The sequence below is a fragment of the Delftia sp. DLF01 genome (assembly GCF_014852125.1).
GTDB classification, from domain to species: Bacteria; Pseudomonadota; Gammaproteobacteria; order Burkholderiales; family Burkholderiaceae_C; genus Comamonas; species Comamonas acidovorans.
Genome location: NZ_JACVAZ010000002.1, coordinates 1,171,742 through 1,184,997 on the forward strand (window position 1 = coordinate 1,171,742; position 13,256 = coordinate 1,184,997).

Below are 13,256 nucleotides of genomic sequence, written 5' to 3' on the forward strand. Positions count from 1 at the left end.
CTCCCCCGTCTCTTCACCCGTGCAGCGCCGGTCTCAGTTCAGCGCCATGCTGAGCTTGCGGCGGTAGCTGTTGACCAGTTGCGTGGCTTCGTCCTGCTCGGCGCCAGCCTTGCCCAGCAGCTCGATGCCGCCGCTGCTCTTGCCGGGGATGGCGTCCTGCTTCTTGGGCTTCGGGGGCGTGAGCAGCTCCAGGATGCCCACGTAGAGCTTGCGCGCGGCCTGGCCGTTCCAATCCTTGTCGCGCATGATGATTTCCAGCAATTCGTCCATGCTGGCTGCCCATTGGCCTTCGGCGGCCAGGGCCCGGGCCTTGCCGAAGCGGGTGTCGAAGTCGCGCTTGTTCTGCGCGATGACGGCGTCGAACTGCGCAAACTCCCAGTTGCCACGCTCGTCGTTGTGCACGAACAGCATGCACTGCAGCCACTGGTTGAGCGCCTCGAAGCGCGTGGCCTGAGGAATGCGCTTGAGCGGCTCGGCCAGCAGGGCGCCGGCCTCTTCGTAGCCGCCCGTGGCGATCAGCAGGCGCACGTAGTCAAAGCGCGCATCGTCGTTGGCCGGGTCGGCGGCCAGGGCGTCGGCCAGCTTTTGCAGGGCGGCCTGGGTGTCGCCGGCTTCCAGCAACTGGTGGGCCTCGTCGGCTTCGGCCTCGGCGGCCAGCTCGCCTTCGGAGGGCAGGTGCTTGTCGAGGAACTCGCGCAGCTTGCCTTCGGGCTGCGCGCCCATGAAGCCGTCCACGGGGCGGCCGCCCATCATCAGAATGCAGGTCGGGATGGAGCGGATGCCGAACATGCCGGCCAGTTGCTGCTCCTGGTCGGAGTCGATCTTGACCAGCTTGAAGCGGCCTTCGTAGGCCACTTCGAGCTTTTCCAGGATGGGGCCCAGCGTCTTGCACGGGCCGCACCAGGGCGCCCAGAAGTCGACGAGCACCGGCACCTGCATGGAGGCGGCGACGACTTCGGCTTCGAAATTCTCAATGGTGACATCAATCATGTGATCAGACCCTGTGGCAAGGCGCGCGGCCAGGGCGCGCGGACTGTGGCGGTTCGGAGTTCGGCGGCCGAATGCCTCCGATGCGGACCGTGTGATTCTCCAGCAATTCCAAGGCCCAGGGCGTGAACGCCATGGGCGGCAGCCACCCCAGATGGGAGCAGGCTGCGCGCATTTCAAGCCGCCCGGCCGAGGGCGCGGCGCGGCAGCGCTGGGCTATATTGGCGCGCTGTGCCGCCATTGCGGCCTGCCATCAACGCAATGAGGGAGGGCTCGCCTTGATCAAGGTTTCGCAGCTGGTGTTCGAGTACCCCGGCCACCGCGCGCTCGATGGCGTCAGCGTCCATATCGCCGCAGGCACCGTCACGGCCCTGGTGGGGCCCAACGGCGCCGGCAAATCCACGCTGATGCGCTGCATCGCCGGGCTGGACCAGCCGCTGTCGGGCCAGGTCCAGGTGCATGGCATTGCCGTGCAGGAGCAGCCCCGCGAAGTGCACCGGCACCTGGGCTATCTGTCGGATTTCTTCGGCCTCTATGACCGCCTGAGCGTGCGGCGCTGCCTGCAGTACGCGGCCCTGTCCATGGGCGTGCCCCCGTCCGAGGCGCCCCAGCGCGTGGCGCACGTGGCCGGGCAGCTGGGCCTGGCCGATCTGCTGGAGCGCCTGCCCACCGAGCTGTCTCGCGGCCAGCGCCAGCGCGTGGCCATCGGCCAGGCCATCGTCCACCAGCCGCGCGTGCTGCTGCTGGACGAGCCGGCCAGCGGCCTGGACCCCGAGGCCCGCGCCAGCCTGTCCCAGCTGATGCGGGCGCTGCAGGCCCAGGGCATGACCCTGATCGTCTCCAGCCACATCCTCAGCGAACTCGACGAGTACTGCACCCACATCCTGAGCCTGCGCGGCGGCCGCGTGGAAAGCCACGAGGCCCTGCACGGCGGCATTCAGGCGCCGGCCGCTGGCGGCGATGTGCCGCTGGCGCTGTACGCGCTGGAGCTGGCACCGCCCCCGGGCGCCTCGGCCGGGTCGCTGGCGCGGCAGCTGCACCAGGTCCTTCCCGACACCCCTGTGCCGCCGCCCGATGACCAGGGCCTGGTGCATCTGCAGCTGTGGCTGCCCACCCTGCCGCGCGAACGCGCCGACCTGCTGGCACGCCTGGTTGGCGCCGGCCTGCCCGTGGCCAGCCTGGCGCCTGTGCGCGAGCGCCTGCAGGACCGCTACGCACGCGGCCTGCAGGCCGCAGCCCCCCTCACCCCTGCGGAGCAGCCATGACGCACAACCCGGAATTCCAGCGCCAGCTCTGGCTCAACTGGCGGCCCGCCCAACTGGGCTGGAGCCTGCTGCTCACCGCCTTGCTGCTGGCCACGCCAATGGTCCTGGTCCAGCCCAACGATCGCCTGCATGCCCTGCTGGTCGCCGCCCTGATCGGCATGTGGATCGCCGCGGCCGGCCTGGGCAGCGTGCTGGCCGGGCGCGGCCTCAACGAAGAGGCGCACCAGCACACCTGGGACTGGCAGCGCCTGTCGGCCCTGACGCCCTGGCAGATGGCCTGGGGCAAGCTGCTGGGCGCCCCGCTGGCGGCCTGGCTGTACACGCTGTGGTGCGCGCTGGCCGTGCTGGCCACCTCGGCGAGCCAGCCGGGCGGGCTGGCCTGGGGCGTGCACGCCGTGCTGCAGGCCGCGCTGTGGGGCCTGGCCCTGCAGGCCTGGAGCATGCACTCCGTGCTCATGGGCTGGGGGCCGAAGGAGCAGCCCGCGCGCCGCATCCGCTTCGTGCTGGTGCCGCTGCTGTTCGTGATGGTGCTGCCCGGCCCCATCCTGGGCCGGTTGACCGAGCAGCTGGGCCGCGAAGAAGGCCGCCCTGTGCTGTGGTGGTCCGTACCGCTGCACGGGCGCGGCGCCATCTACCTGTTCGGCGCCATCGCGCTGGGGCTGGGCCTGCTGGCCCTGTGGCGGCTGCTGTGCACGCGGCTGGATGTGCGCACCCTGCCCTGGGCCTGGCCGCTGGGCCTGTGCGTGGCGGGCCTGGCCTTTGGAGGCATGCACCTCGATGCAATGCAGTTGCAGGGCCCCGGCCCGGCCTCTTTCTTCGCTTGGACCACCGGGCTGGCGCTGGCGGGCACGGCCTATGTCTGCCTGCACGGCATGGACGAGGGCCTGCGCAGCTGGCGCCAGGTGCAGTGGGGCGTGCTGCAGGGGCGCTGGCGTGGCGCGCTCGAAGCGCTGCCGCTGTGGCCCGTGAGCTGGCTGCTGGCCGTGCTGGCCTGCGCGCTGTGGCTGCTGTGGCCTGCGGGCGGCCAGCCCATGGTGCCGGGCGCGGCCCAACTGGCGGCGCTGGCCACGGCGCAGTTGCTGCGCGATGCCGCGCTGGCCACGGGCTTTTCCCTGCTGGCCGGGCGCATCAAGTCGCCGCTGGCCGCGTTTGCCGTCACCTGGCTGCTGGTCAACATCGTGCTGCCGCTGCTGGCCTTTGGCCTGGCCGGGGCCGATGCCGCCGTGCTGGCCCAGCCGCTGGCAGCCGGCCTGACAAAGCCCGTCACCAGCGGAATGTGGCTGTCGCTGGTCGTGCAGGTGGGGCTGGCCCTGGCCTGGCTGACCCATGTGTTTCGCCAGCGCGTGCTGGGTTTTGCGCGCGAGCAGCACACGGCTGTGCGGTGATTTGGCGCATGGATTACGCGAATTAGGACTAAAAAAGTAAAATCGCGGGTTCCACTAGGCCGGGCCGCAGGCGCCCTCACGACATGAACTCCATCCAGATCGGTGTGGTCATGGGCTCCAGCAGCGACTGGGAGACCATGCAGCACGCAGTTGCCATTCTTCAGCAATTTGGCATTGCCCATGAAGCCCAGGTCGTCTCGGCCCACCGCATGCCCGACGACATGTTCGCCTACGCCGAGGCCGCTGCCGGCCGTGGCCTGAAGGCCATCATCGCGGGTGCGGGGGGCGCTGCCCACCTGCCCGGCATGATCGCCGCCAAGACCGTGGTTCCCGTGCTCGGCGTGCCGGTGGCCAGCCGCCACCTGCAGGGCGTGGACTCGCTGCACTCCATCGTGCAGATGCCCAAGGGCGTGCCCGTGGCCACCTTTGCCATCGGCGCGGCCGGTGCGGCCAATGCGGCCCTCTTCGCCGTGGCCCTGCTGGCCAATGAGGACCCGGCCCTGCGCACCAGGCTCGAAGCCTTCCGCGCCGAGCAGACCGCCGCAGCGCGCGCGATGACGCTTCCCCCGGTGGCCGTATGAGCGCAGATGTGATCCTGCCGGGCGCCACGCTGGGCGTGCTGGGTGGCGGCCAGCTGGGCCGCATGTTCGTGCAATCGGCCCAGGCCATGGGCTATTTCACGGCCGTGCTCGACGCCGACCCGACCAGCCCTGCCGGCCTGGTCAGCCACCACCACATCCGTACCGGCTACGAAGACCCGCAGGGCCTGGCCGAACTGGCGCGCCTGTCGGCCGCCGTCACCACCGAATTCGAGAACGTGCCCGCCGCGGCGCTGAACCTGCTGGCCGCCCAGCGGCCGGTCTCGCCGGCCGGCTCGTCCGTGGCCATTGCCCAGGACCGCGCCCAGGAGAAGGCCCACTTCGTGCGCTGCGGCGTGCCCTGCGCGCCCTATGCGGTGATCGAGACGCCCGCCCAGCTTGCGGCCGTGCACGCCAGCCTGCTGCCCGGCATCCTCAAGACCGCCCGCATGGGCTACGACGGCAAGGGCCAGGTGCGCGTGAAGAACGCCGCCGAGCTGGCCACCGCCTGGGAGCAACTGGGCCGCGTGGCCTGCGTGCTGGAAAAAATGCTGCCGCTGGCCCATGAATGCTCGGTCATCGTGGCGCGCGGCCGTGACGGCTCCATGGTCAACCTGCCCGTGCAGCGCAACCTGCATCGCGAAGGCATCCTCTCCGTCACCGAAGTCTACGAAGGCAACCTGCCGCAGGCCCAGGTCGAGCAGGCGCTGGCCGCCGCGCGTTCCGTGGCCGACGGCCTGGACTACGTGGGCGTGCTCTGCGTCGAATTCTTCGTGCTGCAGGACGGCATGCTCGTGGTCAACGAGATCGCGCCGCGCCCGCACAACAGCGGCCACTACAGCCAGAACGCCTGCGATGTCTCGCAGTTCGAGCTGCAGGTGCGCTGCATGACCGGCCTGCCGCTGACGCAGCCGCGCCAGCACAGCCCGTCCATCATGCTGAACCTGCTGGGCGACCTGTGGTTCAAGGACGGCGAACAGGCCAAGGCGCCGGCCTGGGACCAGGTCCTGGCCCTGCCCGGCTGCCACCTGCACCTGTACGGCAAGCACGACGCCAAGCGCGGCCGCAAGATGGGCCACCTGAACGTCACCGGCCCCTCGCCCGAGGCCGTGCGCTCCACCGCCCTGCAGGCCGCTGCCATCCTGGGTATAGAGCCGTTCTGAAGGCCCGCGCGATGATTCTTGATGGAACGCTGGCGGCCTCTGTCCAGGCCGCCGCACAGGCGCTGCAGCGCGGCGAACTGCTGGGCCTGCCCACGGAAACCGTCTACGGCCTCGCGGCCGACGCCGACAACGACGCGGCCGTCGCGCAGATCTTCACCGCCAAGGGCAGGCCGCCCAACCATCCGCTCATCGTGCATGTGGCCGACAGCGGCGCCATCACGCGCTATGCGCGTGAAGTGCCGCTGTTCGCGCAGCAACTGATCGACGCCTTCTGGCCCGGCCCGCTGACCCTCATCCTGCCGCGCATGCCCCAGGCCGCCCGGGCCTCGACCGGCGGCCAGGACAGCGTGGGCCTGCGCTGCCCCTCCCACCCCGTCGCCCATGCCGTGCTGGCCGCCTGCCAGCGACTGCAGCCGCCCGTCTGGGGCGTGTCGGCGCCCAGCGCCAACAAGTTTGGCCGCGTCAGCCCCACCACGGCGGCCCATGTGGCCGGCGAGTTCGGCGACGCGCTGCTGGTGCTGGACGGCGGCGCCTGCGAAGTGGGGATTGAATCGACCATCGTGGACTGCACGCGCGGCGTGCCCGTGCTGCTGCGCCCCGGCGCCATCACGCGCGACGACATCGAGCGCGCCTGCGGCCAGCGCCCCCTGTCCAAGGAAGAGCTGCAGGAGAACACGCCACGCGCCTCCGGCACCCTGCTGGCCCACTACGCGCCCAACGCCCAGGTGCGCCTCATGGACGCAAAGCAGCTGCAGGCCGGGCTGGACGTGCTGGGCGCCGACGCCAGGAACCTGGCCGTCTACCACCGCACACCGCTGCGCACCGCATCGCGCGCCGTCACGCTGCGCGCCATGCCCGCCGACGCCGCCGCCACCGCGCGCGAGCTGTTCGGCGCCCTGCGCGACTTCGATGAAGTCGGCGCCAGGCTGATCTGGATCGAGACCCCGCCCGACACGCCGGACTGGGAAGGCGTGCGCGACCGGCTGCTGCGCGCGGCGGCGGCCGGATAACACAAACACCCTCTTCTAAGGCTTGCGGGACGGCTCGTACGCCAGCTCCATCCGGTAGGCCAGCGCCAGGAACAGCGACTGCGCCAGGGTCAGCGTGCTGGTCAGGGAGCGGAAGCCGAAGGTGGCTGCGTCCTGGGCCAGCAGGGTGACGGTGGCGCGGGATGCCAGGGGGCTGAGCTGGCTGTCGGTCAGCGCCAGCAGGCGCGCGCCGCGTGCCAGGGCTGCGTCCACCATTTCCAGCGTTTCGGGCGCATAGGGCTCGAAGGAGACGGCCAGCATCACGTCGCCGGGCGCCAGCGCGCGCAGCTCGCCCTTTTGCATGGCGCCCAGGCCGTGCAGCCAGTGCACGGGCTTTTCGGTGTGCTGCAGCGCATAGGCCAAATAGGCGCCCACGGGGAAGGCGCGGCGCGAGGCGGCCAGCCACAGCGAGGGGGCATCCAGCATGAGGTCCACCGCCGCCTCGAACTGCTCGGGCGGCAGGCCGCGCTGCAGGGCCTGCAGGCTTTCGATGCTGCCTTCGATGACCTCGTGCGCCAGGCGCGCGCTGCTGCGTGGCTCGTTGCCCGAGGCGATCAGGCCCCGGATGCGGTCCTGGTAGTCATGCTGGGCCGAGAGCTGGCGCGCCGCATCGGCGCGGAACAGCGCCTGCAGTTCCGAGTACCCCGAGAACCCGAAATGCTTGGCAAAGCGCACCACGGCCGAAGGCTGGACGCCACATTGCTCGGCCGTGGCCTGGATGCCGTCGAAGGCCAGGCGATCGCCCTGCATTTCCACATGGCGGCCGATGGCCTTGAGCTGGCGGCTCAGGGCCTCGAAGCCTTCGCGCAGCACGGTGAGGAAGGCGGCGCGGTCGGCGTAGGGGCCGGCCAGCGAGGGGGCGCCTGCATCGCCAAGGGTTTTTCTATTTTTCATATATATGGAAAACTTTTTCTATTTCGATCTATGATCGCATGCACGCAACGATTATGGACAGGCCCGCACGCGGGTGTCCGCAACGCACAGGCCTATGACGATGAGCATGCTGAACTTTCCCTCCGACCGGCCGCTGGATGTGGCCTGCCTGGGCCGACTGGCCGTGGACCTTTACGCGCAGCAGATCGGCTGCAGCCTGGAGGAGGCCGGCAGCTTTGCCAAGTACCTGGGCGGCTCCTCGGGCAACATGGCTTTCGGCACGGCGCGCCTGGGGCTGCGCTCGGCCATGATTTCGCGCGTGGGTGATGAACAAAATGGCCGCTTCCTGGTCGAGACGCTGCGCCGCGAGGGCTGCGACACCAGCCAGGTGCAGGTCGATGCCCAGCGCCTGACCGGCATGGTGCTGCTGGGCATCAAGGACCAGGAGACCTTCCCCCTGCTCTTCGCCCGCGAGAACTGCGCCGACATGGCCCTGGACGCCGAGGCCATCAGCGAGGCGTTCCTGGCCCGCTGCCGCTGCCTGGCCATCACGGGCACCCACCTGAGCGCACCCGGCGTGCTGGCCGCCAGCCGCAAGGCACTGGAGATGGCAGGCCGCCACGGCCTGGTGCGCGTGCTGGACATCGACTACCGGCCCGTGCTGTGGGGCCTGGCCTCGCGCGGCGACGGCGAGACGCGCTATGTGGCCAGCGCCGAGGTCAGCCGCAGGCTGCAGGCCGAGCTGGGCCAGTTCGAACTCATCATCGGCACCGAGGAGGAATGGCTGATCGCCGGCGGCGTGGAGGGCGACCTGATCGCCAGCCTGCGCCGCGTGCGCGAATGCAGCCGCGCCGTCTTCGTGGTCAAGCGCGGGCCGCTGGGCTGCTCGCTGATCGAGGGCGAGGTGCCCGATGCGATCGCCGATGCGCCCACGGTGCTGGGCGAGCGCGTGGAAGTGCTCAATGTGCTGGGCGCGGGCGATGCCTTTGCCTCGGGCCTGCTGTCCGGGCTGCTGCGCGGCAAGAGCCTGGAGGAATCTGCGGCGATTGCCAACGCCTGTGGCGCCATCGTGGTCTCGCGCCATGGCTGCGCGCCGGCCATGCCCACGCAGGCCGAGCTGGCGCACTGGTTCTCGGGCCACCGCCATCCGCGTCCCGACCAGGACCCCGAGCTGTCCCACCTGCACCGCGTCAGCCGCGCGCGGCCGCAGTGGCCCGCGCTGTGCGTGCTGGCCTATGACCACCGCAGCCAGTTCGACGATCTGGCGCGCGAGGCCGGCGCAGCGCCCGCGCGGCTGCGCCCGCTCAAGCGGCTGATCAACGAGGTGGTCGCCCAGGTCGAGCGCGACCCGGGCAACGCGGGCCGCATGGGCGTGCTGATCGACGGCCGCCATCACCTGGGCGAGGCCGCGCTGCACGACGCCACGGGACGCGGCTGGTGGATAGGCCGGCCCATCGAGCTGCCGGGCTCGCGCCCGCTGCGCTTTGACGGCACGGACTCGCTGGCTTCCGAGCTGCTGCACTGGCCGCAAAGCCATACCGTCAAATGCCTGGTCTTCTACCACCCCGACGACACGCCCGCACTGCGCGCCGAGCAGGATGCCTGGCTGCAGCAGGTCTGGACCGCCACGCGCGCCAGCGGCCATGAGCTGCTGCTGGAAGTGATCCCGCCAAAGGACACGCTGGCGCCCGACGACCGGGGCGAGGCCGTGCTGCGCGCCATACGCCATTTCTACGACCTGGGCCTCAAGCCCGAATGGTGGAAGGTCGGCACCATGGCGCGCGAGAACTGGGAGGCGCTGGACGCCCTGGTGAACGAACGCGATCCCTGGTGCCGGGGCGCCGTGATCCTGGGCCTGTCCCAGCCCGTGGAGCAACTGGTGCAGGGCTTTGCCCAGGCGCGGGCGCCCGTGGTCAAGGGTTTCATGATCGGCCGCAGCGTCTGGGCCGGACCCGCGCTGCAGTGGCTGCGCAACGAGCTGGACGACGCCGCGCTGCGCGATGCCGTCGCCGCCAACTTCCGCGCGCTGATCGCGGGCTGGGATGCCAGCCGCGTGGACGCGCGCCAGGACATCACCGAAGGAGCCGTGGCATGAGCCTTCTCGTCAAGGCCGCGCCCGGCCGCGTCGTCACCGACATCACGCCCGCCAGCGCGGGCTGGAAGCACATCCACTTCAAGGCCCTGAGGCTGCAGGCGGGCGAGGTGGAGGTGCTGTCCACCGGCCCGCTTGAATACTGCATCACCGTGCTCACCGGCCAGGTGGATGTGCAGGTCGGCAGCCAGGCGTTCAGCGCCCTGGGCAGCCGCGCCAGCGTGTTCGAGGAGAGTGCGCCCACGGCCGTCTACGTGCCGCCCGGCCAAAGCCTGCGCATCACGGCGCGCGGCCCGGCCGACGTTGCCTTGAGCGCCGCACCCGCCACGGGCCGCCATGCCACGCGCGTGATTGCGCCCGAAAGCATGCGCCGCAGCGTGCGCGGCCAGGGCAGCAACACGCGCCATGTCTGCGACATCCTGCCCGAGACCGAGGCGGCCGAGTCCCTGCTGGTGGTCGAGGTCATCACGCCCGCAGGCAACTCGTCCAGCTATCCGCCGCACAAGCACGACAGCGCCGACCCCGCCGCGCCGGACGCCGAGACCGTGCTGGAGGAGACCTACTTCCACCTGCTCAACCCCAGCCAGGGCTTTGCCTTCCAGCGCGTCTACACCGATGACCGCAGCATCGACGAAGCCATGGCGGTGGAGCACCGCGACACCGTGATGGTGCCGCGCGGCTACCACCCCTGCGTGGCCCCGCACGGCTACGACCTCTACTACCTCAACACCATGGCCGGGCCCGAGCGGCGCTGGGCCTTCCGCAACGACCCCGCGCACGAATGGATGCTGCGGCCGCGCTGACGTACGGCGCAACAGACACCCATAAAAACCACCGGAGACAAAAAATGCTGTTCAACCCAATGGCCCTGCACCGCCAGGCCTGGCTTTCCTGCGCCCTGCTGACGCTGGGCATGGGCACCGCCCAGGGGCAATCCGCCCCAGCCCCGTCCTCCCAGAGTGCGTCAGCCTGGCCCACCCAGCCCGTCAAATGGGTGGTGCCCTACGCACCGGGCGGCACCACCGACGTGATCGCGCGCCAGCTGGCCGTGCAGATGGGCAAGGACCTGGGCCAGCCCGTGGTGGTGGACAACCGTCCCGGCGCGGCCAGCATCATCGGTGCCACGCTGATCGCACGCGCCCCGGCCGATGGCTACACGCTGGGCACGGCCGACTCGGGCACGCTGGCCTTCAACCCCGCCATGTATGCGCGCCTGAGCTATGACGCGGGCAAGGACTTCAGCTACATCGGCGGCCTGGGCCGCATGCCGCTGGTGCTGGCCGTGCACCCGTCCTTCCCTGCGAAGAATGTGCAGGAATTCCTGGCGATGGTGCGCAAGGAGCCGGGCGGCATCTCCTCGGCCTCGTCGGGCCCGGGATCGCCGCTGCACGTGGCTCTGGAGCTGTTCAAGCAGCGCACGGGCACCCAGATCCTGCACGTGGCCTACAAGGGCTCGGCGCCGGCGCTGCAGGACCTCATGGCCGGCCAGATCCAGTCCATGTTCGTGGACCTGCCGCCCAGCATCTCGGCCATCCGCGCGGGCAAGCTGCGCGTGCTGGCCGTGGCCACGCCCCAGCGCCTGCCCATCCTGCCCGACGTACCCACCATGGCCGAGGCCGGCGTGCCCGGCTTCGAAGCCTATGCCTGGCAGGGCTTCGTCGGCCCTGCCCACCTGAGCCCCGCGCTCACCGAGCGCCTGAACAAAAGCCTGGCCACCGCCCTGCGCCACCCCGAAACGCGTGCCAAGCTCGAAGAGATCGGCATACAGCCCATGGAGATGACGCCGCAGCAGTTCGCAGGCTTCGTGCGCTCGGAACAGGCGCTGTGGAGCGGCGTGATCAAGGCCGCCAACATCAAAATGGATTGAAGCGCAGACATCGCCACATAAAAAAGATCCCGGAGACAAGCCATGACCCTCGCATCCCGCCGCCAATTCATCCACTCGCTGGCCGCCCTGGCCGCAACGCCGGTCCTGCCCGCCATGGCGCAGGCACCGGCCGGCGCCTGGCCCCAGCGCCCCATTGAACTCATCGTGCCCTTTGCCGCTGGCGGCGGCACCGACGTGCTGGCACGCGCGCTGGCCGAGGTGGCGCGCAAGCACCTGCCGCAGGACCTGATCGTGCTCAACCGCGCGGGCGCCAGCGGCGCCGTGGGCTGGACCGAACTGGCCAATGCCCGGCCGGATGGCTACAAGATCGGCATCATCACCGTCGAGCTGACCATGATCCCGCACATGGGGCTGACCAAGATCAGCTCCGACGCCGTGCTGCCCGTGGCCCGCCTGAACGCCGACCCCGCCACCATCGCCGTGCGTGCCGACTCGCCCTATCGCAGCATCGAGGAACTGATCGCCGCCGCGCGCAAGGACGAGGCCGCGGTGCGCATCGGCAATGCCGGCCCGGGCTCGCTGGGCCACCTGGCCGCCGCCGCGCTGCAGGACAAGGCGGGCGTGAAGTTCAACCACGCGCCCTACCGCGGCGCCAACCCCGCCGTGCTCGACCTGCTGGGCGGCCACATCGAGGCCGTGGCCGTCACGCCCGTGGAGGTGGCCACCTATGTGGCGGCCGGCAAGATCCGCCCGCTGGCCATCATGGCCGAGCAGCGCATACAGGCCGGCTGGGAAGCCGTGCCCACGCTCAAGGAGCGCGGCATCGACCTGCTCATCGGCGGCTGGCGCGGCCTGGCCGTGCCCCGCAACACGCCCGACGCCGTAGTCCAGACCCTGCGCAAGGCCATGGCCCTGACCCTCAAGGACCCCGCTCTGCGCGAAACCATGGCCAAGCAGAACATGGGCGAGGGCTACCTGGACCAGCCCGAATTCAAGGCCGTGATCGACCGCGACAACGCGGTGTTCAAGCAATTGGTGGACAAGCTGGGGATCAAGGCCTGAGGGCTCGCCCTCAGCGAATGAACCCCGCCGCAAACGACGCCCGCAGGAACTCCACGAACACCGCCACCGCGCGCGGCACGTGGCTGGCGTAGGGGCGTATCGCGAACAGGTGTTCGCCGAAGGCATCAACGGGCCGCCAGCCGGGCAGCACCTCGCGCAGGTGGCCGGAGGCCAGGCCCGATTGGGCGCTGAAGTCGGGCACCAGGGCGATGCCCAGGCCTGCCATGGCGGCGTCGCGCAGCATTTCGCTGTTGTTGGCGGCAAAGCCGCCGGCCACGGGAACGACGGTGCGTACTGCGTCTGCACTGGCGTCTGCACCGGCGTCCGCACCGGCATCGGCGGGCACGAAGCTCCAGGCCATGGCGCCCTGGGTGCGCGGGTAGTGCAGGCACTGGTGCGCGGCCAGGTCCTGCGGGGTGGCCGGGGTGCCGTGCGCGGCCAGGTAGTCCGTGCTGGCCACCAGCAGCGAGCGCGTGGGCGCCAGCGCCCAGGCCACATGGGTTTCGGGCGGGGTGGAGGCATGGCGCACGGCGATGTCGAAGCCCTCCATCGCCAGCGAGCGCAGGTGGTCAGACAGGTCCAGCTCCAGCCGGATCTGCGGATGGGCGCGCAGGAAGGCCGGCAACCGGGGCATGAGCTGCTGGCGCGAGAAGGCCACGGGCGCGGTCACGCGCAGCAGGCCGCGCGGCTCGGCCGCCAGGTCGCGCACGCCCGCAAAGCTGTCGGCGATGTGCTCGAAGGCGCCGCGCGTCTCGTCCACCAGGCGCTGGCCCGCTTCGGTCAGGCGCACGCTGCGTGTGGTGCGTGTGACCAGGGCCACGCCGGCCGCGCGCTCCAGCTCGGCCACGCGCTGGCTCATGGCCGCCTTGCTCACGCCCAGGCGCGCGGCGGCCGAGGTAAAGCTGCCTTGCTGCTCCAGCACGACCAGCCAGTGCAGGTGGCTCCACAAGGCCTCGGCCTTGGCATCGGGTTTTTCATTTGCCATGCAGGGATTG

General features: G+C 70.5%; 11 protein-coding genes and 1 pseudogene. 9 read left to right on the forward strand and 3 right to left on the reverse strand.

All coding sequences use genetic code 11. The annotated features are described in order from the left end of the window. Positions 1 to 33 precede the first annotated feature (33 nt). Positions 34 to 990, reverse strand: a complete 957-nt coding sequence (gene trxA, locus IB269_RS13760; RefSeq protein ID WP_012202925.1) for a thioredoxin — start codon at positions 988 to 990, stop codon at positions 34 to 36. Positions 991 to 1,331: 341 nt separating this feature from the next. Here trxA and IB269_RS13765 point away from each other — a divergent pair. The 5 genes and pseudogenes from IB269_RS13765 to IB269_RS13785 all read left to right on the forward strand — a co-directional run. Beyond that, a pseudogene (locus tag IB269_RS13765) lies at positions 1,332 to 2,252 on the forward strand (ABC transporter ATP-binding protein); the annotation flags it as partial. Continuing rightward, complete coding sequence (locus tag IB269_RS13770; protein ID WP_192367387.1) at positions 2,249 to 3,637, forward strand: hypothetical protein; 1,389 nt, start codon at positions 2,249 to 2,251, stop codon at positions 3,635 to 3,637. The pseudogene IB269_RS13765 and the gene IB269_RS13770, both read left to right, overlap by 4 nt. 83 nt (positions 3,638 to 3,720) lie before the next feature. Next, the gene (purE, locus tag IB269_RS13775) at positions 3,721 to 4,218 is read left to right on the forward strand and encodes a 5-(carboxyamino)imidazole ribonucleotide mutase (RefSeq protein ID WP_012202922.1); all 498 of its coding nucleotides are present in this window, start codon (positions 3,721 to 3,723) and stop codon (positions 4,216 to 4,218) included. Continuing rightward, positions 4,215 to 5,378 (forward strand): 5-(carboxyamino)imidazole ribonucleotide synthase, encoded by a 1,164-nt coding sequence (locus tag IB269_RS13780; protein WP_013804484.1) that lies wholly within the window; start codon positions 4,215 to 4,217, stop codon positions 5,376 to 5,378. The genes purE and IB269_RS13780 overlap by 4 nt, the downstream gene beginning before the upstream one ends. An 11-nt stretch (positions 5,379 to 5,389) precedes the next feature. Next, entirely contained in the window at positions 5,390 to 6,388 is a 999-nt protein-coding gene (locus IB269_RS13785) for an L-threonylcarbamoyladenylate synthase (RefSeq protein WP_123694376.1), read from the forward strand. 15 nt (positions 6,389 to 6,403) lie between these two features. On the opposite strand, the gene IB269_RS13790 is transcribed toward IB269_RS13785, so the two are convergent. Then, the gene (locus IB269_RS13790) at positions 6,404 to 7,300 is read right to left on the reverse strand and encodes a MurR/RpiR family transcriptional regulator (protein ID WP_034389901.1); all 897 of its coding nucleotides are present in this window, start codon (positions 7,298 to 7,300) and stop codon (positions 6,404 to 6,406) included. A gap of 100 nt (positions 7,301 to 7,400) precedes the next feature. On the opposite strand from IB269_RS13790, the gene IB269_RS13795 reads away from it, so the two are divergent. The 4 genes from IB269_RS13795 to IB269_RS13810 are packed head-to-tail and all read left to right on the forward strand — an operon-like array spanning position 7,401 to position 12,261. Beyond that, the gene (locus tag IB269_RS13795) at positions 7,401 to 9,374 is read left to right on the forward strand and encodes a bifunctional 5-dehydro-2-deoxygluconokinase/5-dehydro-2-deoxyphosphogluconate aldolase (RefSeq protein WP_192367388.1); all 1,974 of its coding nucleotides are present in this window, start codon (positions 7,401 to 7,403) and stop codon (positions 9,372 to 9,374) included. Beyond that, positions 9,371 to 10,174 (forward strand): 5-deoxy-glucuronate isomerase, encoded by an 804-nt coding sequence (gene iolB / locus IB269_RS13800; protein ID WP_192367389.1) that lies wholly within the window; start codon positions 9,371 to 9,373, stop codon positions 10,172 to 10,174. Before IB269_RS13795 ends, iolB begins: the two co-directional genes overlap by 4 nt. 44 nt (positions 10,175 to 10,218) lie before the next feature. Next, complete coding sequence (locus IB269_RS13805) at positions 10,219 to 11,238, forward strand: Bug family tripartite tricarboxylate transporter substrate binding protein (protein WP_192367390.1); 1,020 nt, start codon at positions 10,219 to 10,221, stop codon at positions 11,236 to 11,238. A gap of 42 nt (positions 11,239 to 11,280) precedes the next feature. Further along, positions 11,281 to 12,261, forward strand: a complete 981-nt coding sequence (locus tag IB269_RS13810) for a Bug family tripartite tricarboxylate transporter substrate binding protein (RefSeq protein ID WP_034389895.1) — start codon at positions 11,281 to 11,283, stop codon at positions 12,259 to 12,261. A gap of 10 nt (positions 12,262 to 12,271) precedes the next feature. On the opposite strand, the gene IB269_RS13815 is transcribed toward IB269_RS13810, so the two are convergent. Continuing rightward, positions 12,272 to 13,246 (reverse strand): LysR family transcriptional regulator, encoded by a 975-nt coding sequence (locus tag IB269_RS13815; protein WP_034398090.1) that lies wholly within the window; start codon positions 13,244 to 13,246, stop codon positions 12,272 to 12,274. Positions 13,247 to 13,256 lie beyond the last annotated feature (10 nt).

Excerpts from the sequence above, each read along its gene's own strand:
- trxA (WP_012202925.1), bottom strand. The coding sequence starts at position 990 with ATGATTGATGTCACCATTGAGAATTTCGAAGCCGAAGTCGTCGCCGCC.
- IB269_RS13770 (WP_192367387.1), top strand. The coding sequence starts at position 2,249 with ATGACGCACAACCCGGAATTCCAGCGCCAGCTCTGGCTCAACTGGCGG.
- purE (WP_012202922.1), top strand. The coding sequence starts at position 3,721 with ATGAACTCCATCCAGATCGGTGTGGTCATGGGCTCCAGCAGCGACTGG.
- IB269_RS13780 (WP_013804484.1), top strand. The coding sequence starts at position 4,215 with ATGAGCGCAGATGTGATCCTGCCGGGCGCCACGCTGGGCGTGCTGGGT.
- IB269_RS13785 (WP_123694376.1), top strand. The coding sequence starts at position 5,390 with ATGATTCTTGATGGAACGCTGGCGGCCTCTGTCCAGGCCGCCGCACAG.
- IB269_RS13790 (WP_034389901.1), bottom strand. The coding sequence starts at position 7,300 with ATGAAAAATAGAAAAACCCTTGGCGATGCAGGCGCCCCCTCGCTGGCC.
- IB269_RS13795 (WP_192367388.1), top strand. The coding sequence starts at position 7,401 with ATGAGCATGCTGAACTTTCCCTCCGACCGGCCGCTGGATGTGGCCTGC.
- iolB (WP_192367389.1), top strand. The coding sequence starts at position 9,371 with ATGAGCCTTCTCGTCAAGGCCGCGCCCGGCCGCGTCGTCACCGACATC.
- IB269_RS13805 (WP_192367390.1), top strand. The coding sequence starts at position 10,219 with ATGCTGTTCAACCCAATGGCCCTGCACCGCCAGGCCTGGCTTTCCTGC.
- IB269_RS13810 (WP_034389895.1), top strand. The coding sequence starts at position 11,281 with ATGACCCTCGCATCCCGCCGCCAATTCATCCACTCGCTGGCCGCCCTG.
- IB269_RS13815 (WP_034398090.1), bottom strand. The coding sequence starts at position 13,246 with ATGGCAAATGAAAAACCCGATGCCAAGGCCGAGGCCTTGTGGAGCCAC.